Source organism: Wenjunlia vitaminophila DSM 41686 (genome assembly GCF_000380165.1).
GTDB lineage: Bacteria > Actinomycetota > Actinomycetes > Streptomycetales > Streptomycetaceae > Wenjunlia > Wenjunlia vitaminophila.
Window position 1 is genome coordinate 155,014 of the sequence record NZ_KB904724.1, and the last position, 21,810, is coordinate 176,823.

Sequence of the window (21,810 nt, forward strand, 5' to 3'; positions counted from 1 at the left end):
TGGAAGCAGGGAGCTGCATCCACAGGATGAGGAGCGGGGCCCATTGCCATCCGGGGGCGGATGTGCGGGTTCCGGTCCCCGTCTAGCGTCCTGTGCATGGTCACTGAGAACGACGGGGGAGAGGCGGTCGTCCGCCTCGCCGACGTGCGCAAGGAGTACGGCGAGACGACGGCGCTCGCCGGCGTGTCGCTGGAGGTCCGCGCCGGCGAGGCGGTCGCGGTGATGGGCCCCTCCGGCTGCGGCAAGTCCACGCTCCTCAACATGATCGCCGGTCTGGACCGTCCGACGGGCGGCACGATCACGGTGCACGGCGAGGACGTGGGGGAGCTCAGCGAGAAGGGCCTCGCCCTGTACCGGCGGCGGCGCATAGGCATGATCTTCCAGTTCTTCAACCTCATCGACGACCTGTCGGCGATCGACAACGTGGCCCTGGCCGCGCAGCTCACCGGCACCCCCGCCCGGCAGGCCCGCCGCCGTGCCCTGGAGCTCCTCGACGAACTCGGCATCGCCGACCGCCGGAACGCCTACCCGGCGGTGCTCAGCGGAGGCGAGCGGCAACGCGTCGCCGTGGCCCGGGCGCTGATGAACCGCCCCGCCCTGCTGCTGGCCGACGAGCCGACCGGCGCCCTGGACAGCCGTGCCGGGGAACAGGTGACGGACCTGCTGCTCGACCTCAACCAGATCGGGCAGACGCTGATCCTGGTCACACACGACGAACACCTCGCGAGGCGCTGCGCCAGCCGGCTGGTCCGGTTCGCCGACGGCCGGGTCACCGCCGAGCACACCCTGGAGCCGTCCGCGTGAGGGCCGTGTGGGGGGTGGCCCGGGCGGCCATGCTGCGGCGCGGGCTCCAGACACTGGTCATCGGGCTGGTCACGCTCACCTCGACCGTGGCGATGGTGGTCGCGCTCGGCCTGGTGGACGCGGCCTCCGCCCCGTTCGACCGGGCCTTCGGCCAGCAGCGCGGGCCGCACGTCATCGCCGCGTTCGATCCCGCAGTGATCTCCGACGCGCAACTCGCGCGCGCCGCCCGGCGACCCGGTGTCGAGGCCGCCGCCGGGCCCTTCGCGCAGGCCACGGTGGAGATACCGGAGGGCGCGCACAACTTCGGCCTGGGCGACGAGATCACGGTCGTGGGCCGCCCCGGCCCCGGAGGCCCGGTGGACCGGCTGGACCTGTGGGCCGGCCACTGGGCCACCCGACCGGGCGAGGTCGTCCTGAACCGGCAGTCCGACTGGACCGCCGACGACCTGGGCAAGCAGATCCGGCTGCCCTCGGGCCCCACCCTCACCGTCGTCGGGTTCGCCTTCGACCTGAGCCGTACGGCGGACGCCTGGGTCGCCCCCGACCAGATCACGGCCCTGCACCCCCACACCACCCAGATGCTCCTCCGCTTCACCGGCGCCTCGTCGGGGGCCGAGCTCCGCTCGGGGCTGGCCACGGTGACCGAGGGGCTTCCCGACCAGGCACTCACCGGCTCCCAGTCGTACCTCACCCTCAAGCACCAGATCGGGAGCAGCGCGCGGGCCTACGCCCCCTACCTGCTGGCCTTCGGCATCCTCGGCGTCGTGGTGTCGGTGCTCATCGTCGCCAACGTGGTCAGCGGTGCCGTGATCTCGGGCTTCCGGCACATCGGCATCCTCAAGGCCATCGGGTTCACCCCGGGGCAGGTGGTCGTCGTCTACCTCGCGATGACCTCCGTCCCCGCGATCCTCGGCTGTGCGCTCGGCACCGTCGTCGGCAACCTGGCGGCGCGCCCCCTCTTCCAGTTCGTGTTCACCGGGCCCGACGCCGGGGTGTTCCACGACACCGCGGGCATACCCGCCTGGGTGAACCTCCTTGCCCTGCTCGGCATGCCGCTCGTCTGCGCCCTCGCCGCGCTCGTCCCCGCGGCGCGCGCCCACCGGCTGTCCGCGGCGCGGGCGATCAGCGCGGGCACCGCCCCCCGCGCCGGACGGGCGCTCGGCGCGCAGCGCAGGCTCGCCGGCAGCGGGCTGCCGCGGTCCATGAGCCTGGGGTTGGGCCTGCCGCTGGCCCGCCCGGGGCGCAGCGCCCTCACGCTTGCGGCCGTGGTCCTGGGGGTGACGTCCGTGACGTTCGCGACCGGCCTGGCCACCACGATGACCAGGTTCGGGGACGCGGGGCGGGACGCCTACCAGGTCACCGTCTACGCCGGCACGATCAAGCACGGCAGGGAGATCGAGCCGGTCCACGGCGACCTCGAACTCCAGTCGCTGCTGCGTTCCCTGCCCGGCGCCAGCCAGGTCACCGCCAGGGCCGACATGGAGGTCCGGATCGCCGGCTCCGGGCGCAAGGCGATGCTCGAGGGCCGTCGCGGCGACCTGCCCCGGTTGGACAGCGTCCTCACCGAGGGCCGGTGGACGCGTCGCCCCGGCGAGGTCGTGGCCGGATCGGCCTTCCTGCGCCAGAACGGCCTGCGGGTCGGCGACCACCTCCGTCTGGAGAATGGCGACCGTCAGCGGGAGATGACCATCGTCGGTGAGTACATGGAGAGCAACGGCAGGATGGTCGTCACCGACTGGGCGACGGTGACGGCCATGTCCCCGCGCGAGAAGCCCATCGCCTACCACGTCAAGCTCCGCGAAGGAGCGGACCCGGCCGCCTACGCGCGGGCAGCGCGGGCCGCCGACGCCGGGACCAACCCGGTGCCGAGGGGCCCCAACACCACCACCCAGACCATCGTCGGCTCCGCGTCCGTGCTCACCCTGCTGCTCGCCGTGGTCGCGTCGCTCGGCGTCTTCAACACCGTCCTGCTCAACACCCGCGACCGCCGCCGCGACCTGGGCATGCTCAAGTCCATCGGCATGACGCCCCGGCAGGTCACGGTGATGATGGTGACGTCGATGGCGGTGCTCGGAGCGGCCGGCTCGTTGCTCGGCATCCCGCTGGGCATGCTGGCGTACGAGCTGGTGGTGCCGCGGATGGCCGGCGCGGTGGACATGACGCTGCCCGGGTACATGACGGACGTCTGGCAGGGCCCGGCCCTGGCCGGCCTCGCCCTGGCGGGCCTGGTGATCGGAGTCCTCGGGGCGGCGGTCCCGGCCCGGCGGGCGGCGCGGCTGACGGTCGCCCAGGTGCTGCACAACGAGTGAGCGGGGGGCCGGCCCCCGGCGGGCCACCGCCGCGGAGACCACGCAGCAGAAGGGAGCAGGGGAGATGCAGGTACAGGGAACGGGATGGTTCAAGAGCAGCCGCAGCGCTCAGAACGGTGACTGTGTCGAGGTTTCGACCAGCCAACCCGGTGTGGTCCCGGTCCGGGACTCCAAGGACCCTGCAGGGTCGGTGCTGGTCTTCACGGCTGAGGTGTGGTCCTCGTCCGTCTCCGCGGTGAAGCGGGGGGAGCTGCCCGCCTGACCGACGTCGGGGCCTGCCCGGGCAGCATGGCCCGGGCAGGCCCTGGTGCTTCGCTGGGCTACCGGAAGAGTGGGCGGCGCTGGGCGTCCCGCTACCGAGCCGGTCGTTACTCAACGTGGACGTCCGGCGCATCCGCCGGTGGGCTGTGCCCACGGTTCGCGCTGGTTCTCCTCGGTGACCAGTTCGGCCCACACCCGTTTGCCCCGGCGAAGGAGGTCGGTGCCCGCGTCCGCGGCAAGGCTGGCGACGACGAGGAGTCCCCGCCCGTGCTCGTCCTCGTCGGACGGGGTTCCGGGCGTGGGTACCTGGCTGCTGGTGTCGGTGACCGCGATACGCACCCGACCCGGAGCGGGGCGGCTGACGGTGACGCGGATGCTGGGGCAGGCGGTGTGTTCCACCGCGTTTGCCACGAGTTCCGAGACGATCAGGTTGCCTGCGTCCTCCAGCTCGCTCAGTCCCCATGCGCTGAGGGCGGCCACGGTCAGGCGACGGCCGCGGGACGCGCTCTCCGGCCTCCGGGGAAGGGTCTCGGTGTAGACGGGCGGGCTGATGGCCGCTGCCCGGGAGACCGTGATGGCCGTCGTGCCCGCCGTCGGGGTGGGTGCGCCCAGCCCGCTCACAGCGCACGCTCCGGGCGTGCGTCCCGGGCCTCGGCTGAGAGCCGATCCAGTGGCTTCTCCGGCTTGCTCACACTGGCGGTGGGCGCGTGCGACACCAGGGGCCTACTGGCGAAACCCGCCGCCGCCTCGGCGAGATGGCAGTGGCGGAGGGCGTCCTGGGCGGTTCTGCGGGTCATGATGGTTCCTTCCTCACGGTTGCTCAATCGTGAGGAAGAACGCACAGACAGTGAATGAGCGGCCCGTGGGACTCCCGGAACCCGGCGGGGTGGACTCCCACAGAAGGTCAGAGCAGGCCGGACTGAGACCTCTGGCTCCCATGCGACGTGGGAGACGTCAGCGCATGGACACCGACACCCCCAGGATGCGCGACAGTTTCCGGACCCGAGCCGTGGAAGCGTCGCCCACCCGCTGCACGATCACGCCGGGGAGAGCCTGGTGTCTGGCCCACTCCGGTGCCGTGGTGCAGACGTCCAGCAGCGTGTCCAGACTGGCGTCCCACATCCTCGCGTCGCACTGCGCCAACGCGACATTGAGTTGGTGCCGGTACCGTGCCGCCTTCGGCAGGCCGGACAGGTCACGCAGCCCGTCAATCAGGCGCAGTGCCTTGCCGGTCTCGCCCAGCGCCAGGTTGATGCCCACGGCCTCGGCGGTCGCCGTGGCAGGACCGAACACCGCCCCGTGACAGTGCTGATCGCGACCCATCCGTGCCCCGGCTGCCTGGGCCTGCGACATGAAGTCACCCGACCGTACGGAATCGCCTCGGCGGGACGCGGCCACCGCCGCGGACACCATCAGGTTGCCGTACACGGTGAGCTGGTCGGCGTGGTTGTCCGAGTAGCGCGGCTCCACCGAGAGCGCGGCCTTCTCGGCGATGCGTTCCGCCTGTTCCAGTCGGGCGTCCCTCAGGTACACCCAGGACCGGGCCGAGTCGACCCGGGCGACACGCAGCGGGTCCTCCGCCAGTTCGGCGGCCGCCCGTGCGTGCCCCACGGCCGCGTACGCCAGGTCCCGGGCGCCCAGCAGGTTGGCCACGCAGCCGGCAATCTGGTAAGCGTCCGAGAGCACGCCGCGAACCACACCTCGGGGATCACTTGGCGACTGCCGCAGAGTGGCCGCGGCGGCCTGGGTGAGTCGCGGTAGGAGGCTGCCCAACTCCACGTACAGTCCCGCCCAGTACAGCGACCACGACCGCTCGGCGATGCGGCGCAGCTCATCACCGTCAGCAGGGAGCGAGTCCGCGTGCAGGAGGCCGGAAGCCGTGTCGTGGACCGCGGACGCGATGCGTCGCAGGGACGTGCGTTCGTCCTGGCCCATGGAACGCCGTGGAGCCTGTTGGCCGAGGATCACGGACACGTCCGTGCCCAGTCCGTCGGCCAGACACATGAGAGTGGGCAGAGAAACCGTGCCGCCCTGCTCGGCCTTCTGCACCGTCTTGACGGAGAGGCCGGTTCTTTCGGCCAGTTGGGCCTGTGTCAGGTCCTTGCCCCGGAGGATCTTCAGCCGTTCACCGGTGGTGTAGTCGGACCACTGCGCCACGTTCGGAACACCTCGATTCCCGTACAGCCGCCTACGGGAACGGTACCCGCGTGCCACCCAACGGCGATGACAAACGGCCCGCCCGAGCACACTGCCCGGGCGGGCCTCGGTGCGCCTCGCCAGGTGTTCCGCCGCGGGGCCGGCCATCACTCGAAGTGGTGGATCGGGTTCGCGCGGTCAAGAGCACCGCGCGAACCCGGTGCCGATGTGCCCCCGGCGCTGGCCCGCCCGTGCTCGTCAGGTCGGCAGGCGCCACTTCGGGCCGTCCGCGGAGCCGAGCCACACGACCTGGTCCCAGTCGGTGACGGTCATGCCGAATGCCGCCTGATCCGGCGAGCCCGCCTCCAGCCAGACCGTCAGGGCCTCCTCCACCTGGTCCCACAGGCGCAGCGGGCCATCCTGGTGGACCATCCACCCCTCGCTCGTGCGCTCCGTCCACGCTTGGGACCCGGTAGCGACGTCCACCAGGGCGACTCCGTCGCTGGTTCCCACCAGTTCCGCGGAGGGCGCGGCGAGTTGGGAGACGAAGCACCCCGTCCAGTCCTCGAGCAGGTCGGGATTCACCTGTGACGGCCGGGTATCGCCCTCATGGCGGTAGAACATCGGCCGCGGCGGGCGGTCGTGCGGTCTGGCGAGCATGTACGCCACCTGGTCGCCGGTGAAGCGGCCGATGGCCGTGCCGTCCTCTTCGATGGTCAGCCGGATCATGCCGGACGCGAGCATCCACCCGCTGATCGTCGCGGTGATGCTCCCACCGCCGCGTAGCTGCCACAGCCACGACGGGGGAATGCTGCGGACCGCGCACGTGGAGATCACGGCGTCGTAGTCGGCGCCAGCCTGGTACCCGAGCAGTCCGTCCCCCGTGACCAGCGTCGGGGCGTATCCCGCCGCGGCCAGGTGCTCGGCTGCCTCAGCGGCCAGAGCGGCGTCATACTCGACCGACACCACACCGGCGTCCCCAAGACGGTGGCACAGGAGCGCGGTGGAGTAGCCGGTGCCTGTGCCGATCTCCAGCACCCGGTCGCCCTTCCCGATGTCGGCGACCTCCATGGTGCGCACCACCAGGGACGGCAGCGTGGAGGACGATGTGGGGGCACCGGACACCGGGCCGGGCGCGTCGGCCGCGTGGACGCCGTTGACCTGCGTGACCCACGTGGTGTCGGAGTAGGCCATGCGCAGCCACTCGTCCTCGCTGGTGTCGGAGACGTGGACGGGCTCCCACATCGTTCCTGCCGGCCGGTAGAGGTGCTGGCCGAGGAACACCTCGCGGGGAACGGCCGCGACCGCCTGCCAGGCCGGGTCCGTCGCTTTCGCCCCACCGGTGACCCGGTTGGCCAGTGCGCGGCGGAGAGCAGTGGAGTCAGGGCTCATGGGGGTGTCCTGGGGTTGCTACCAGTTGACGACTCCTGACCACCGTAGTGGGCAGATGATGGCAAATGACCGTCAGAACACCGGATGTGTGGTGTCATCCGGGTGCGCGGTCGAGGTCCGCCGCGCGGCCGGCAAGGCCCGCGGACGTGTTGTCCGCAGGGACAGCACGGAGTTCGTCAAAGCTGTCGCCACAGAAACTACCCGCAAGGGAGCAGGGGAGATGCAGGCATACACGTCCGGATGGTTCAAAAGCAGCCGCAGCGCTCAGAACGGTGAGTGTGTCGAGGTTTCGACCAGCCAACCCGGTGTGGTCCCGGTCCGGGACTCCAAGGACCCCGCAGGGCCGGCGTTGGTCTTCACGGCTGAGGCGTGGTCCTCGTTCGTCTCCGCGGTGAAGCAGGGGGAGCTGCCCGCCTGACCGACGTCGAAGCCCGCCCGGGCGCACTGGCCGGGCGGGCTCCGACGCGTCCGGCGCGGCCCCTTCGCCGGGCGCGCCTAAGCGGACGTCAGCACCAGGACCGCGTTCTGCCCACCGAAGCCGAACGAGTTGCTGACCGCCACCTCCACCCGGGTCTGTCGCGGGGCCTTGGCCACCACGTCCAGTTCCACCGCCGGGTCCTGGCTCTCCAGGTTGGCCGTCGGCGGGATCAGCCCGTGCTGGACGGTCAGTGCGGTGGTCACCGCCTCGATCGCGCCGGCCGCCCCGAGGGCGTGCCCGACCACGCCCTTGACGGAGTTCACCGCGGGGCGGTCGCCCAGCACCCGGCGGATCATCCGGGCCTCGGAGACGTCGTTGAGCGGGGTGGAGGTCCCGTGGGCGTTGACGTGGTCCACCGCGTCCGGGGGCAGGCAGGCGTCCCGCAGGGCGGCGCGCACCGCTCGTTCGGCGCCCTGGCCCTCGGGGTCGGGCGCCGTCGCGTGGTGGGCGTCGGCGGAGGCCCCGTACCCGCTGACCATGGCGTGGATCTCCGCCCCCCGGGCCCGGGCGTGCTCGACCCGTTCCAGCACCAGGACCGCGGCGCCCTCGGCGGGGACGAAGCCGTCGCGGTCCACGTCGAACGGCCGGGAGGCGGACGCAAGGTCCGTCTTCCGCTCGGTCAGCGCTCCCATCTGGCTGAAGCCCGTGACGATCGACGGGACCAGCGGGGCCTCGGTCCCGCCGGTGATCACCACGTCGCACTGGCCGGAGCGGAGCAGCTCGCGGGCCATCCCCACCGCCGTGGTGCCCGAGGCGCAGGCGGTGGCGGTGACGAAGTTCGGCCCCTTCGCGCCGCACTCGATGGCCACGTAGCCGGCGGACATGTTGACCGACAGCATGGGGATGAGCAGCGCGGACACCCGTTCCGGGCCGAGCTCCGGGTCCAGCAGGGTCCGGTGCTGCTTCTCCCAGGTGGCGGCGCCGCCGATGCCGTTGCCCAGGACCACGCCGACCCGGGCGCCGTCCCAGGTGGCCGGGTCGAGTCCGGAGTCGGCCAGGGCCTCGGCCGCGGCGGCGATGGCGAACTGGTTGCAGCGGTCGAGGCGCCACGCCTTCTTGCGCCCGACCGCCTTCGCGCCGTTGAAGTCGGGGACCCAGCACGCGAAGTCGGCGGGCATGCCCGCCAGGGCCGGCACCCGGGAGGCCGCGGTGCCCGTTCCCGCGCTGACGCGCTCCCAGGCGGCGGACACCCCGATCCCGGCCGAGGTCACCAGGCCGACTCCGGTGATCGCGGCGTGGAACGGAGTGCGGTCGGGCTCCATCAGGCGGCGCCCTGCGACGCGCCGATCTTGCTCTCGATGATCTGGGCGGCACGCTCGATGGAGTCGTCGGGCCCGAGGTCGTCGTCGCCTATCTTCACGCCCAGGTCGGCGGAGACCGCCATGGTCAGCTCCACCAGGGCCAGCGAGTCCAGTTCCAGGTCGTTGAACGTGTCCTCGGGCTTGATCTCGTCGGCCTCGAAGCCGAACTCGGCGGTCATCAGTTCCACCAGGCGGTTGTAGACGTCGCTCATGTCAGGCTCCTGAAGAGGGTGTTGGGGGATCGGGTTGTGGGGCGGGCGCGGGGGAGTGGGACGGCCGCCCTGGGAACGGGGCCCCGCGGGTCACCCCGGGACGGGTTACCCGGGGGTCACCGCGGGCCAGCGCATGGTGCAGGACCCCCAGGCCAGGCCGCCGCCGAACGCGGTCATCAGCAGCCGGTGCCCCGGTCGCAGCAGTCCGCTGAGCGTGGCGTCGGCCAGGGCCAGGGGGATGGAGGCGGCGGCGGTGTTGCCGACCCGGTCGAGGTTGACGGCGCAGGCGTCCCTGGCGATGCCGACGCGGTCCGCGACCGCGTGCAGGATGCGCAGGTTCGCCTGGTGCGCCACGAGCACGTCGGGGGGCGTGGACCAGCCCACGTCGGTCATGGTCTTGCGGGCCGAGGCAGTCATCCGTTCCACCGCGTTGCGGAACACGGACTTGCCGGCCATCCGGAAGTACGGGTCCGCGTCTCCCTCCGCCGGCCGGTCCGGGTCCCTGCGGGGGTCCCGGGAACCGCCGGACGGGATCACGATGAGTTCGCTGCCGGTGCCGTCGCTGCCGAGGTCGAACGCGCCCAGGGCGCCGTCCTCGTCCGGCTGGCCGGCGCGGAGCACCACCGCCCCCGCCCCGTCCCCGAAGATCGCCCTGGTGGAGCGGTCGTGGGGGTCCAGGATGGTGGAGAAGGTGTCCGCGCCGATCACCAGCACCCGTTCGGCGCCGCCGGTGGCGATCATTCCGGCGCCGGTGGCGAGCCCGTACAGGAAGCCGGTGCAGACCGCCACCACGTCGAACGCCGCGACCGTGCCGAGGCCCAGGCGGGAGGCGACCAGCGGCGCGGTGGCCGGGCAGGGCCGGTCCGGGGTGGTGGTGGCCAGGACCACCGCGTCCACGGAGTCCACCTCGGCCGACTTCATGGCCCGTCCGCCGGCCTCCACGGCCAGGTCCGAGGTGGCCATGGTGGGGTCGGCGACGTGGCGCTGGCCGATCCCGGTGCGGCTGCGGATCCACTCGTCGCTGGTGTCCAGGACCTGCGACAGGTCGTCGTTGGTGACCACCCGCGGGGGCAGCCAGGTACCGAGGCCGCAGACCACGGCGGCCCGGCCGGCGCTCACTGCGCGCCCTGCGCGGCGACCCGCGGGTTCTCCAGCCGGCGCACGTCCTCGCTGACCTCGGCGAGGTAGTCGGAGACCTCGAGGTACGACTTGAGCATGGTGCACTCGACGTAGGGCAGGCCGTTGCGCAGGCAGTAGTCCTTCACCAGCGGGTGGGCCCGGCGCAGGTTGCTGCGCGGCATCGACGGGAACAGGTGGTGCTCGATCTGGTAGTTGAGCCCGCCGTAGAGGAAGTGGGTGATCCGGTTGGGCATGAGGTTGCGGGAGGTGACGACCTGCCGGGTCAGCCAGTCCCACTCCTCCTTGTCCCCGTCCCGCACCGGCAGCCCCTTGTGGTTGGGGGCGAACAGCAGGCCCATGTAGAGGCCGAAGAGGGCCTGGTGGATGAGGATGAACAGCACGCCCTTGACCGGGGACATCACCCAGAAGACGGCGACGAGGTACACCGCGAGGTGCAGGGTGAGGACGGTCAGCTCGGTCTTCTTGTAGCGCTTGAGGGCGCCCCGGCGGGCCGCGATGAACCCGGACAGGTGCAGCCGCAGGCCCTCCATCATGATGGTGATGTAGAACATCCACGCCTGGTGCCGCACGATGAACCTGGCCAGGGCCCCGGTGCGCCGGTCGCGGTGCTTGGCGGTGAAGATGACCTGACGGCGCAGGATGTCCGGGTCCTTGGACAGGTGGTTGGGGTAGTTGTGGTGCTGCGTGTGGTGGCCCACCCACCAGCCGAAGCTCACCCCGGACAGCACGTTGCCGTGGATGTAGCCGACCACCTCGTTGCCGCGCTTGGTGCGGAAGAGCTGCCGGTGGCCGGCGTCGTGCCCGATCAGGTCGGTCTGGGTGGTGACGAACGCCAGCAGGACCGCGACGGCCATCTGCCACCACGAGTCGCCCACCACCACGAACAGCGCCCAGGAGCCGATGAGCAGCAGCGCGTTAACCGTGATCTTGTACGTGTAGTAGCCGGGCCGGACATCCATCAGCCCCGCGTCCCGCACCAGCTTGGAGATCTCCTCGAAACTGCCGGTGTGGGACAGCGTCCCGCTGTTGGCCGCCGCCGGGCGCTCGACATCGGTCACAGCGCTTCCTCCAGGCCCATGTACACCAGTCGCTGCTGCTGCATGCGGTCGGCCCACTCGTGCGCGGTGGCGATGCGCTCGTCCGGGGTGGTGTCCACCAGGCGTCGGCCCGGCCACACCTCGTAGTCCCCGAGCAGGTGCCCGTGCTCCTCGATGCCCTGCTGGAACAGGCCCTCGCGGCGCTCCATCATCGCCTGGGCCGGCAGGTCCTTCCACAGGTGCCGGCCGCTGTTGATCAGCTCGAGGATGCGGTCCTTCTCCTCGGGGTGCTTCAGCAGGTACTCGCGGGCGATGGAGCTGCCGACGGTGAGGTGCCGGATCTCGTCGATCGCTGCCCCGCGCTCGATCTCGGACGCCGCCGGATCGAAGATCTTCCACTTGCGCTCGCTCAGTTCGGCGGCGGGTGCGAGCACGCCCTCGACGAGGATGGTGAGCACCACGACCCCGCCGATGAAGTCGCTCTCGTCGCGCAGCACCCGCAGGCCCAGGTCCTCGAGCGGCACCAGGATGCCGTCCTTGTCCTCGCGGGCCAGCCGTTCGATGGACTGCCACAGCTCGGCCTGGGGGATGCCCAGGTCCAGCAGGTGGCTGCGGAAGACCATGGCGTGCCGGGCCTCGTCCATGAGCTGGGTGGCGTAGAACTCCATGGAGTCGTTGTCGGGGGCGAGCGCCACCAGGTAGGAGATGGCCCGGGTGGCCTTCTCCTCGGCGATCGACCGGAACGCCAGCTCCTGGGTGAGCGCGTCGTTCAACGGCCCGGGCCGGCTGGTGATCTCCGGGGTGCCGACGTCGTCGGCGTGGCCCAGCACATTGCCGCGCAACGTTCCCTGGGGGACCGCGCGGAGCCAGTACTGGAGGTTGCAGGAGGCCGCGGTCAGCTCAAGGCTCATGGCCCCGTCGACCAGCGAGGGGGCGTTCTCCCAGTCGGCCTCGGCAGGGATCTTCTGGTCGGTCAACGGTCAACTCCTCGTATCGACCTGCTCGACGAGCAGGGCGCGGTCGGTGCTTGCTGCCTCGAACTCGCTGCGGAACCGCAGGTAGGCGGGGTGGGCGACCGGTTCGAAGTGCAGGGCGAAGGGCTTCAGGAAGTTCCCGAACAGCGCACGGTCACCGCACAGGTGGATGGGCAGGGCCAGCAGCGCCCACTCCGGACCCCACAGCCAGATCCACAGCAGCGTGACCAGACCCTGGGTGACCAGACTGTGCATGGTGTTGTAGAGGACGTAGTAGACCTTGGAGATCTGCTTGTCCTTGCTCCGGTGGTAGACGATCGCCCCCGGGATGTACCCGATGAGGTCGATGTAGACGAAGAGCCCGGCGAAGGCCCACCAGTTGATGTCCCCCAGGTGGACGAAGAACAGGGTGCTGGCCACGACCAGGCCGAGCCCGTACTCCGCCCGCAGCAACCGGTAGGTGGTGGGGGTCTCGAAGTGGTTCTTCCCGTCCATGTCAGCGCCCCCCGGCGGCCACGGGCGCGGCGGCGACCGCGCGGGCGAGGGTGTCGTCTCCGACCACGGCCGCCGTCTCGAAGAGGCTGACCACCACCCGGGCGATGGTCTCCTTCAGCACCCGTTCGGCGACCGGGTCCAGGATTCCGGCGAGGCTGGGGATGCCGAAGTCGAACTCGGCGGTGAACGCCACCAGGCAGCCGTCGGCGTCCGGGGTGATCTGCCACGTCCCGGAGAAGTCCGCGAAGTCGCCGTCCAACTGGCTGAAGGAGATCCGCAGCGCGTCCCGGTCGAAGCGGTCCGCCTCGCTCCAGGTGAGGATTCCGTTGCGGAAGTACACCTCCCAGTCGCTGCTCTCCTCGTCGTCGGTCACCTCGTGGACGGTGACCGAGCGCACCACATCGCTGAGTTCCGGATAGCGCGAGAAGTCCTTGATCCGGTCGAAGGCGGTACCCGGATCGATGTCGTCGACGCGAACGGTCAGGTGTGCGCTGCGCATGGGTTTCAGCCACCTTCTGATGTGGGTGCGTACCGGGCTGCCTGCATCTGGCAGGCGCGGTCAACTGCCGCGTAGAGGAAGTCCACGTCGTCCCTGGTCAGGACCGCGGGCGGGGTGAGCCGCAGGACCAGGTGGGAGTTGAGCGAGTGGTTGGCGACCACGCCCTGCAGGGCGAGCTCGATCAACAGGTCCCCGGCGGGTCCCGGCTCGGCGAACTCGATGCCCAGCAGCAGTCCGCGCCCGCGCACCTCGCGGACCGCGTCGCCGAAGTGGCCGCGGACGATGGCGCCGAGGTTCGGCAGCAGTTCGTCACCGAGTTCCCTGGCCCGCTCCACCAGCCCGTCCTCGCGCATCGCGGCGATGGACCCGCGGGCCGCGGCCATCGCGAGCGGCACCTGGGAGAACGTCGAGGTGTGCAGGTAGGGGTCCTTGTCGAAGACGGAGAACGCCTCGCGGGTGGCCACTGCGGCCGAGACCGGGACCACCCCGCCGCTGAGGCCCTTGCCGACCAGCAGCACGTCGGGGGTGACGTCCTCGAAGTCCGCTCCCCACCAGGAGCCGAGCCGGCCCATGCCGGTCTGGATCTCGTCGAGCACGAAGAACGCGTCGTACTGGCGGCACAGCTCCTGCACGGCGCGCAGGTAGCCGTCCGGTGGGATGACCACACCGGCCTCGCCCTGGACCGGTTCGACCACCACGCACGCCTCGCCCCCCGAGTCGGCCAACACCGCGCGCAGCGCCCCGGTGTCACCGAACGGCACGTGGGTGGTCAGGGACAGCAGGGGCCGGAACGGCTCCTGGAAGACGTCCTTGCCGGTGAGGCTGAGCGCGCCCATGGTCTTGCCGTGGTAGCCGTCGCGCATGGCGACCAGCCGGCGCTTGCCGTGGGTGCGGGCCATCTTGATCGCGGTCTCCACGGCCTCCGCGCCGGACAGCGCGAAGTGCACGCGTTCCAGGCCGGGCGGGCAGATCGAGACCAGGTCGTCGGCGGCGAGCGCGGCCTGCGGCTCGAGGAAGATCCTGGTGGCCACGGGGTGCCGGCCGAGCTGCTCGGTCACGTACCGCAGCACCGTGGGGTGCCGGGCGCCGGTGAGCAGCACGCCGTAGCCACCGCAGTTGAGGAATCGTTTACCCTCGCTCGTGGTGACCCAGGCACCCTCGGAAGCCACCTCGATGTGGCCGCCGAACATCTCGCCGAGCACGGCGCGGCCCTTGTTGAGCCGGGTGCGGTACAGCCGTCCCAGCTCCTCACGGCCCGGGACGTCGGCGGTGGCTGGTGACGCGGCCCCGGACGCGGGCCGCGTGGTCGGCGTGATACTCATGTTTCTCCCTCAGGTCAGACGGAGCGGCCGGCCCGCGACGTGGTCCAGGAACGGCCCGGTGAAGCTGTCCCGGGACGGCGGGTGGAAGGAGAGCCCGTGGGAGGCGGCGGCGAGGTACGACACCTCGTCCGAGCCGATGAACGCCATACCGCCGAGCAGTTCCACCGCGCGGTTGCGGGCGTCCCCCAGCGCGTCCTGGGCCGCGTACCTGGCGACCAGCGACTTGGCGAGGCCGGCGTTGTCGGCCTCGCCGTCCCTGATCATGCGGGCGGTGCCCTCGAGCAGGAGCTGCGCGGTCTCCAGCCGGGCCACCAACCGCGCCCGGTCCGAGTCGCTGCCCCGGCCCCGGACCAGCACCCTCTCCACCAGGGTGCTGACCATGCCCAGGTAGCAGGCGGAGATCAGCAGCTCGAACCAGATGAAGCCCACGGTCTGGAGCTGGTCCAGCTCCCCGGCCTCGCCGAGCTCGGTGCGCATCAGCAGTTGCTCGTCGACGAAGACGTTCTCCAGCCGCACCTCGTCGCTCTCCGCACCGGCCAGGGTCCTGGTCCCCCAGAACGGGTGGACACTGATCCCCTCGGTCTCCCGGGGCACCAGCAGCACGGCCATCTGCTCACCGCCGTCGTCGGTGGGCAGCGACACGCTCGCGGTGAGCAGGCTCATCGAGTGGGCCAGGCTGCACGGCTTCTTGGCGCCGTTGATCAGGAAACCGCCCTCGGCCTTGCTCGCGGTCATGGTGGGGGTCAGGATGCCCCGGCCCGGCTGGCCCTCGGCGAACCCCGAGGCGACCAGCAGCCCCTGCTCGGCGATCCCCTCGAGCAGCGCCCATTCCATGCCGCTGCTCTGGATGCTGTCGGCGAGGGTGAACAGGGTCGCGACGGAGAAGTGGTGCATGGTGGTGCCGACGGCCAGCGACGGCGCCCGCGAGGCCAGGGCGCGGGTCACCGCGAGCGCCTGGACCGGGTCGGCCCCACCCCCCTTGTACTCCTTGGGGATCACCAGACCCGGTCCGCCACGGGCACGGAAGCGGTCCATGGCGGGACTCTTCGGGGCTTCCAACTCGGCGAGCGGGATCGCGGCGAGGTCGTCGAGCAGTCCGGGCAGGAACGATTCGCAGACATCCTTGGCGGCTTCCAACGAGCGCATGGGCTTTCCTCGGTTCCTGGAGGGGTGGGCGGGCGTGACCCGGGTGCCGCCGGCGGCCGGGGAGCGCGCCGGTGCCCCGGGGGTGCGGTCGAACGGCCCGGTGGCGTGGCCCGTCGGGCCGGTCGCGCGGTCAGCGGCTGCCGTTGCGCATCGCGTGCCAGGCGCCGAAGACGGAGTCCCGGGGGCGGGTGCCGGGGGCGGCCACCGCCACGCCCTGGACGTGCGAGGTGCGCAGGATGGGGTAGTTGGCCTCGCCGAAGACACCGCCGGTCAGGCCGGTGCCGCCGTGCGTGGGCAGGTAGGACAGGAAGCCGATGTGCGAGTCGTTCACCTTCAACAGGCCACCGGTGGTGACCCGGGACACGAACCGGTCCACCACCTGCGGGTCCCGCGCCCACAGCGAGTTCCGCAACCCGTACTCGTTGCTGTTGACGTAGTCGATGAACCGCTCCAGCAGGACGTCGTCGTCGGCCGGCTCCGCCGCGATCACCGGGAGCAGTGGGAAGAACGTCTCGTGGCGGACCGCCTTGACCTCGCGGGCCCCCGCCAGGCCGCGCACCAGGACCACCGTCGGCTCCAGGAAGATGCCGGCGGTGTCCCGGGTCTCGTCCATCTGCATGGCGTGCCCGCCGCACACCAACTCGGCGCCCCTGGCCAGCGCGTCGTCCAGACAGTCGAAGAACTTCTCGTTCCGCAGCACCGGCGTCAGCAGCACGTCCTCCTCCCCGGGGTGTCCGGGGCGGATGTGGCCGACCTTCCGGGCCAGCAGGGCAACCAGCTCATCGACGACGTCCGGGTGCGCCACCACCTGGTTGGGGATCATGCAGAGCTGACCCGAACCGTAGAAACTCTCGGTCAGCGCCTCCGCGGCCAGCTCCAGGTCGGCGTCCTTCCAGACCACCACCGCGTCGTTGCCGGCCAGCTCCAGGATGGGCTTCTTGCCGGCGGCGACGCAGCGCTCCTGGAACTTCATGCCGTTCTCGCTGTTGCCGAAGTACATGATGTCGTCCACCGCGGGGCTCTCCAGCCAGGCGGTGAGCATCGGGGCCGGGTCGCCGCAGACCACGTTGAGCGTGCCGGGCGGGGCACCGACCTCCTCCAGCACCGGGGCCACCACCTCGTGCAGCACGTACATCACCCCGAGCGGGCCGCTGCGCGGGGCGCGGACCACCAGCGCGTTGCCGGCCATCACCGCGTTCACCCCGAGCAGGGCGCTGGACAACGGCGCGTTCTGCGGCGGGTTCAGGCACACCACCCCGTCCGGCTGCCGGCGCACCACGATCCGCCGCCCGTCGTGCCGGAACTCCTGGTGCATCTGCGACCGGTAGAAGCCGAGCGACTCCGGGCCGAAGCACTCGAGCATGCCCGAGACCTGCCAGCGGGCCAGGGCCAGCGGGTGCCCCTCCTGGACCAGGATCTCGGTGATCTCCTCCGCCTTCTCCGCGAGCCTGCGGTGGATGCCCGCGCCGACCGCGGTCAACCGGGTCTCCAGGGGGAAGGCCGCCCACTGCGGGGCCGCCCGGGAGGCCGCCTCCACCGCGAGCTGCACCGTGGCCCGGTCCGCCTTGGCGACCCGGCCCACGATGCTGGCGGGCAGGTCCTGGGCGGGAACCCGTCCCTGTTCCAGCTTCCGCTTCAGGGTCAGGCTCGAGAACGCGTCCTCAAGCAGAGCCGCAGCGTCCACGACGTACACCCAGTCGGTGCTCGGCACCCCCTTGCCGTCGATGTAGGAGAGGTAGGTGCGAACGTCCTGACCGGCCCGGCGGGGCGGGGCGGACGCGGCGGGATCCCGTCGGCGTGACACCGGTGCCGACAACTCGAGGCTGCTCACGCTTTCCTCCGCTTTCTCCTGCCCTTGCGAGCGGCACGGGCATATGCGACATGCGGTGCGTCGGCGAGAACTCTCTCAGCAGCACCTGAAAACCTTCGGAGACCGCACTGAGACCGCCCCGTCAGCGGGGTGCAAGAGCGAAGGAGGAGCGTGGTCGTCCGGGCGGACGGCACCGCGGCCCGGGGCCGGCCGGCCTGGCGAGCTGCACCGGAGCCCCCGGCGGTTCCAGCGGGCACCGGTAGGCCTCACCGGCGTCGGCGCGACGGCAGGAGGAGCGAACATGACCACTGTGGACGAGGGCACCAGCTTCGACGCGGTTCTCAACTGCCTGCGGGCACACGGTGAGAACCCGAGTGCCTTCCTGGCGCTGAACACCGGCAACGAGTACTTCACCACCCGGGCCGTGGACGGAGTGGTGGCCTATCGCCGAGCCGGACGTTACCTGATCCAGTTCGGCGGCCCGTTCGCGGCCCCCGAGGACCAGGCGGCGCTGCTGACCGCGTTCCTCGACTTCGCCGGGGAACAGCGGCGGCGGGTGGTGGCGATCCAGCTCCAGCGCTCCGACGCGGAGCTGTACGCGGAGTCCGGCTTCACGGTCAACCAGGTGGGCGGTTCCTACTCGGTGCACCTGCCCGAGTTCACCCTGCGCGGCACCCGCTTCATGAAGCTGCGGAACAAGATATCCCGCGCCAGGCGGAGCGGGCTCGAGGTCAGTGAGGTGCCCCTGGAGAAGTGCCAGCAGGACATCGAGACGATCGACCGCCAGTGGCTGCGCGGCAAGGGCCGCCACGTCAAGGAGATCGAGTTCCTGGTGGGACAGTGCGGCGGGCCGGCCCAACGGGAGCGCCGCCTGCTCCTCGGCCGGGTCGAGGGGGTTCCGGTGGCGTACATCTCCTACTCACCGGCGTACGGCTCCCGTCCGGGATGGCTCCACGACCTGAGCCGGCGCGTCCCCAGCGTCGCCCCCGGGGTGATGGAGGCGATCAACCTCCAGGCCATGGAGACGTTCAAGAACGAGGGGGCCGAATGGCTGCACTTCGGCTTCACCCCGTTCACCAGCCTCTCACCGGACCACGAGGTCTCCTCGGCGAGCCGGGGCACCGCGAGGTTCATGCGGTTCCTCGCCGACCACGGGGAGAAGGTGTACCCGGCGGCGAGCCAGCTCGCCTACAAGGAGAAGTGGAACCCGCACCTGGTGCTCCCCGAGTACCTCGCCTTCCACGGCCGGGCCAGGTTCGGGGCGATCTGGCAGGTGCTGAGGGTGACCAAGTCCGTGTAGGGGCGCTGCGGTCCGGACCGTCCCGGGTCCGGACCGCGGTGGTCCCCGGGGCTCCCGCCGTGCCGGGGGAGCGTCACAGCAGGGCGGGGTCCTGGCGCAGGATCTCGTGGAACTTGGCCCGCAGCGCCTGGCCGGGTTCGAGGCCCAGGTCCTGGGCGAGACGCTGCCGGGTGCGGTGGTAGGCGTCCAGGGCGTCGGCCTGCCGGCCGGACCGGTACAGCGCGGTCATCAACTGCTCGCAGAACCGCTCACGCAGCGGGTACTGCGCGTGGAGCTGTTCGAGTTCGGTGATGACGGAACGGTGCATGTCCAGCTTGAGCTTGGCGTCGAAGAGCTGTTCGCGGGCGGTGAGCCGGGTCTCGGCGAGCCGGGCGTAGGCCATCCGGCAGATCATGCCGTGGCCGGCGTCCAGCAGCGCCGGTCCGCGCCACAGCCGCAGCGCCTCGGTGAGCAGCACCACGGTGCGCCGGGGATGCTCCTCGTGCACGGTCTCCGCGTGCAGCACGAGGTCGTAGAAGCGGAGGGCGTCCACGTCATGGGTGGGAATGGCAAGGGTGTAGCCGGAGTAGGACGTCTGGATGATGGAGCGCAGACTTTCCCGACCGGTGCGTTCGGCGAGGATTCTGCGGAGTCTGGCGATGTGCCCCTGGAGGGAGTTCTCCGCGTTGCGGGGAGGTTCCTCCGCCCACAGCTCGTCTATGAGATCATCGCGGGACACGGGGCTGCCGGGGGTGAGCGCCAGGACGGCGAGGATGGCCCGGAGCTTCTCACCCGGGATGCTGAGCGAGATGCCCTCGTCCACCACTTCCAGCGACCCGAGAATGTTGACCTGCATATCGTGTTCCGCCCCTTTCGGCAGCGCGACCGGCGAGTGACCGGCCCGATCGGCGGTACGGCGTTGGTGCGGCCCGAAAGGCGGACCGCCCGCCCGGCGTGGGAGCAGCGGGGGTACGCGTCGGCATCCTCCAAGCCACGGTGGCAGCGGGTCTTACAGGGTGGATCGACACTGCGTCAGGTCCGAGTGGACAGGGGACTGCCTCATCATCCATCTCCCCCTGTAAGCGGCCTCGAGTCGTGATCGACCGACCCTTGGGTTCCGCTTGCGTCGGCCGGAGTGCTGGCGCGTCAAGAGGGATCGTCCCTCGCGACGCGGAGTGCAGTCAAAGGCGTGTTCGATACGGCCTAGGCTCGGGTCGGTCGCCGGGCGGGGCGCCCGGCCCGGCGCGGTGGAGACGCCCGTCGCGCCGGTACCAGCACTCTTCGTGGAGGAGACGGCGATGGCGACGAGGCCAAGCACGGGGCACCAGGTGGACCCCCACGGTCTGCGGGCGGGCGAGGCGGGGCGGCTGCTCGCCGGTGCCGGGTGGCGCCGGTTCGTGGTCCTGGGTGACGGTGGCGCGACGGTGGCGCGGCGTGGGGTCCGGGGAGGCGCCCTGACGTCGTGGACGGAGCGGGTCGCCGGGACGTTACGAGCCGTCCGACCGGACCTGGCCCACCTCAACCTGGCCAAGCGTGGAGTGGTCGTCGCCCAGGTGCGGTCGCAGCAGCTCGCCGCCGCACTGGACTTCACCTGTGACCTGGCGGCCGTGTTCTGCGGTACGGACGACGTCCGTCGCCGCTCGTTCGACGCCGACGCCTTCGAGATGGAGCTGAGCCGGATCGTGGCGCCGCTGCGGGACGTCGGCTGCGAGGTGCTGACGGTGTCGCCGTTCGACGTCACCCGCACGGACGTCGTGCCGGTCGAGGAGCGGAACCGCCTGCGCGACCGGCTGCGGCTGCTGGTCGAACGCACCGCGGTGGTGTCGCTGCGGCACGGCGCGCTCCACGTTGACCTGGCGGGTCACCCGGCGGGTGCCGAGGCGGACGTCTACGACGGGGACGGGCGGCAGTGGAGCGGCCGGGGGCACGCCGTCGCGGCGGCCGAGGTGGTCCGCCGGCTGGGGGCCCACGTGACCCTGGGCCGAAGAAGTCATTGAGTGATGAACTCGTTGACTCGCCGAGTACGGGAACCGTAAAATCCGAACGTCGGTATGTTATGCGGCCGGTGTGCCCGGATCGCGACACGGGCCTGACGGGCCACGGGCGTCGGGCACGGCCAGATCGCGGTGGCGAGCCGGTCACGCTGTTCACTGGTCGTCTGCAGGCGAGGAGAATCGTATACATGACCGTCTCCCGCCACCCTCGCATTCCCCGCAGGACCCAGCGGGAGCGCAGTGAAGCCACAGCCGCCGACCTGGTCAACGCCGCCAGGGAGCTGTTCGCGCAGGACGGGTACGCCGCCACCTCCCTGGAAGCCGTGTGCGAACGGGCCCGGGTGAGCAAGGGCGCCCTCTACCACCACTTCAAGAACAAGGAAGAGCTCTTCCGGGTGGTCTGCGCGGGAGAACAGGAGCGGATCGCCGCCGCGGTGGCCGCCGCCTACCGGGCGAGCCAGGACGACTCCTGGTCGGCGGTGTTCGAGGGCTGCCGCGCGTTCCTCGAGGTGTCCATGGACCCGGCGGTCCAGCAGATCACCCAGCTCGACGCGCCGAGCGCGCTGGGCTGGTTGGTGCTGCGGGAGATCCGCTCCGGCTGCTTCGACCTGGTCCGGGCGGCGGTCGCCCGGGCGATGGACGAGGGTCGCATCGCGGCCCGTCCGGTCGATCCGCTGGCCACCATCCTGTACGGCTCCATCTGCGAGTCCGCGATGGCCCTGGCCCGGTGTGAGGAGGACCAGCAGGACCGCCTGCACCGGGAGACCCTCGAGGAGCTGCGCCTGCTGTTCACCGCCCTGTCGGTGGACGGCTCCCTGGTCAACCAGGGCTGACTCCCGGGGCCGCCCGGAGCACCCCAGCCCCCCGCCCCGACCCCCGACGGGGCGGGGTCCTCCTCGGTGCGGGCCCGTTGGGCTCGTCCTCGACCACCGCGGCGACGGCGCCCGGGCTGACCGCGCCGGAGCGGACGGAGGCTGACCGCGCCGCGCGTCCCCGCCGCTGCCTGGCGGAGGCGGAGAACGGTGTTTGACCGTTCGTCCAGGGCACTGCGAGAGCCCGGTCACTACCGTCAACGCCCGTGAGTCGGCTACCCGGTACGCCTCCCCCGGGTAGTCGGCGAGCCCCCTGACGCCCACCTCGAACCGGGCGGGGCGCCACCGTCCGCGCACGAGGCCCGACCGCCGCGCTCCGCCCCCCGTGCCAGCCGCCGCGCCCCGGCCC

The 21,810-nt window shown here is 71.3% G+C and carries 22 protein-coding genes; 7 read left to right on the top strand and 15 right to left on the bottom strand.

Annotated elements, in window-relative coordinates:
- Positions 1–96 precede the first annotated feature (96 nt).
- The 3 genes from A3IG_RS0126345 to A3IG_RS0126355 all read left to right on the top strand — a co-directional run bounded on the left by A3IG_RS0126345 (position 97) and on the right by A3IG_RS0126355 (position 3,375).
- Positions 97–804, top strand: a complete 708-nt coding sequence (locus tag A3IG_RS0126345) for an ABC transporter ATP-binding protein (protein WP_018386585.1) — start codon at positions 97–99, stop codon at positions 802–804.
- Positions 801–3,113, top strand: a complete 2,313-nt coding sequence (locus A3IG_RS0126350) for an ABC transporter permease (protein ID WP_018386586.1) — start codon at positions 801–803, stop codon at positions 3,111–3,113. The genes A3IG_RS0126345 and A3IG_RS0126350 overlap by 4 nt, the downstream gene beginning before the upstream one ends.
- Positions 3,114–3,177: 64 nt before the next feature.
- A complete protein-coding gene (locus A3IG_RS0126355; protein WP_018386587.1) occupies positions 3,178–3,375 on the top strand; it encodes a DUF397 domain-containing protein in 198 nt (65 codons plus the stop codon).
- 110 nt (positions 3,376–3,485) lie between these two features.
- Here the strand turns inward: A3IG_RS0126355 and A3IG_RS31410 are convergent, their stop codons facing one another.
- The 4 genes from A3IG_RS31410 to tgmC all read right to left on the bottom strand — a co-directional run bounded on the left by A3IG_RS31410 (position 3,486) and on the right by tgmC (position 6,902).
- Positions 3,486–3,995, bottom strand: a complete 510-nt coding sequence (locus A3IG_RS31410; protein WP_018386588.1) for an ATP-binding protein — start codon at positions 3,993–3,995, stop codon at positions 3,486–3,488.
- A complete protein-coding gene (locus A3IG_RS0126365; protein WP_018386589.1) occupies positions 3,992–4,171 on the bottom strand; it encodes a hypothetical protein in 180 nt (59 codons plus the stop codon). Before A3IG_RS0126365 ends, A3IG_RS31410 begins: the two co-directional genes overlap by 4 nt.
- A 157-nt stretch (positions 4,172–4,328) precedes the next feature.
- A complete protein-coding gene (locus A3IG_RS0126370) occupies positions 4,329–5,531 on the bottom strand; it encodes a helix-turn-helix domain-containing protein (RefSeq protein WP_018386590.1) in 1,203 nt (400 codons plus the stop codon).
- 237 nt (positions 5,532–5,768) lie between these two features.
- The gene (tgmC, locus tag A3IG_RS0126375) at positions 5,769–6,902 is read right to left on the bottom strand and encodes an ATP-grasp peptide maturase system methyltransferase (protein ID WP_018386591.1); all 1,134 of its coding nucleotides are present in this window, start codon (positions 6,900–6,902) and stop codon (positions 5,769–5,771) included.
- Between the two features lie 220 nt (positions 6,903–7,122).
- Here tgmC and A3IG_RS0126380 point away from each other — a divergent pair, with 220 nt between their 5' ends.
- Positions 7,123–7,320, top strand: a complete 198-nt coding sequence (locus tag A3IG_RS0126380; protein ID WP_018386592.1) for a DUF397 domain-containing protein — start codon at positions 7,123–7,125, stop codon at positions 7,318–7,320.
- A 77-nt stretch (positions 7,321–7,397) separates the two neighbouring features.
- Here A3IG_RS0126380 and A3IG_RS0126385 read toward each other — a convergent pair whose 3' ends face one another.
- The 10 genes from A3IG_RS0126385 to A3IG_RS0126430 all read right to left on the bottom strand — a co-directional run bounded on the left by A3IG_RS0126385 (position 7,398) and on the right by A3IG_RS0126430 (position 17,337).
- Positions 7,398–8,642, bottom strand: coding sequence for a beta-ketoacyl-[acyl-carrier-protein] synthase family protein (locus A3IG_RS0126385; protein WP_018386593.1), 1,245 nt, complete (start codon positions 8,640–8,642; stop codon positions 7,398–7,400).
- Entirely contained in the window at positions 8,642–8,893 is a 252-nt protein-coding gene (locus A3IG_RS0126390; RefSeq protein ID WP_018386594.1) for an acyl carrier protein, read from the bottom strand. The genes A3IG_RS0126385 and A3IG_RS0126390 overlap by 1 nt, the downstream gene beginning before the upstream one ends.
- A gap of 105 nt (positions 8,894–8,998) precedes the next feature.
- The gene (locus tag A3IG_RS0126395) at positions 8,999–10,012 is read right to left on the bottom strand and encodes a beta-ketoacyl-ACP synthase III (protein WP_018386595.1); all 1,014 of its coding nucleotides are present in this window, start codon (positions 10,010–10,012) and stop codon (positions 8,999–9,001) included.
- On the bottom strand, positions 10,009–11,091 hold the full coding sequence (locus A3IG_RS0126400; protein WP_018386596.1) for a fatty acid desaturase family protein: 1,083 nt from the start codon (positions 11,089–11,091) through the stop codon (positions 10,009–10,011). Before A3IG_RS0126400 ends, A3IG_RS0126395 begins: the two co-directional genes overlap by 4 nt.
- Positions 11,088–12,047, bottom strand: a complete 960-nt coding sequence (locus A3IG_RS0126405; RefSeq protein WP_018386597.1) for a hypothetical protein — start codon at positions 12,045–12,047, stop codon at positions 11,088–11,090. Before A3IG_RS0126405 ends, A3IG_RS0126400 begins: the two co-directional genes overlap by 4 nt.
- A 3-nt stretch (positions 12,048–12,050) precedes the next feature.
- Positions 12,051–12,539 carry a hypothetical protein gene (locus A3IG_RS0126410; RefSeq protein WP_018386598.1) on the bottom strand — a complete coding sequence of 163 codons (489 nt, stop codon included), beginning with the start codon at positions 12,537–12,539 and terminating at the stop codon, positions 12,051–12,053.
- A gap of 1 nt (position 12,540) precedes the next feature.
- Positions 12,541–13,038, bottom strand: coding sequence for a type II toxin-antitoxin system RatA family toxin (locus A3IG_RS0126415; RefSeq protein WP_018386599.1), 498 nt, complete (start codon positions 13,036–13,038; stop codon positions 12,541–12,543).
- A gap of 5 nt (positions 13,039–13,043) precedes the next feature.
- Positions 13,044–14,360, bottom strand: a complete 1,317-nt coding sequence (locus A3IG_RS0126420; protein WP_018386600.1) for an aspartate aminotransferase family protein — start codon at positions 14,358–14,360, stop codon at positions 13,044–13,046.
- 9 nt (positions 14,361–14,369) lie between these two features.
- A complete protein-coding gene (locus A3IG_RS0126425; protein WP_018386601.1) occupies positions 14,370–15,506 on the bottom strand; it encodes an acyl-CoA dehydrogenase family protein in 1,137 nt (378 codons plus the stop codon).
- Between the two features lie 130 nt (positions 15,507–15,636).
- The gene (locus tag A3IG_RS0126430) at positions 15,637–17,337 is read right to left on the bottom strand and encodes an aldehyde dehydrogenase family protein (protein WP_018386602.1); all 1,701 of its coding nucleotides are present in this window, start codon (positions 17,335–17,337) and stop codon (positions 15,637–15,639) included.
- A 280-nt stretch (positions 17,338–17,617) separates the two neighbouring features.
- Between A3IG_RS0126430 and A3IG_RS0126435 the strand changes: the two genes are divergently transcribed.
- On the top strand, positions 17,618–18,616 hold the full coding sequence (locus A3IG_RS0126435) for a bifunctional lysylphosphatidylglycerol flippase/synthetase MprF (RefSeq protein WP_018386603.1): 999 nt from the start codon (positions 17,618–17,620) through the stop codon (positions 18,614–18,616).
- A gap of 73 nt (positions 18,617–18,689) precedes the next feature.
- On the opposite strand, the gene A3IG_RS0126440 is transcribed toward A3IG_RS0126435, so the two are convergent.
- Positions 18,690–19,451: an AfsR/SARP family transcriptional regulator gene (locus A3IG_RS0126440; protein WP_018386604.1), complete on the bottom strand. Its 762-nt coding sequence runs from the start codon at positions 19,449–19,451 to the stop codon at positions 18,690–18,692.
- A 442-nt stretch (positions 19,452–19,893) separates the two neighbouring features.
- Between A3IG_RS0126440 and A3IG_RS0126445 the strand changes: the two genes are divergently transcribed.
- Positions 19,894–20,592 (top strand): GDSL-type esterase/lipase family protein, encoded by a 699-nt coding sequence (locus A3IG_RS0126445; protein WP_018386605.1) that lies wholly within the window; start codon positions 19,894–19,896, stop codon positions 20,590–20,592.
- Positions 20,593–20,777: 185 nt separating this feature from the next.
- Positions 20,778–21,422, top strand: coding sequence for a TetR/AcrR family transcriptional regulator (locus A3IG_RS35795; protein ID WP_018386606.1), 645 nt, complete (start codon positions 20,778–20,780; stop codon positions 21,420–21,422).
- The last annotated feature ends 388 nt before the right edge of the window (positions 21,423–21,810 follow it).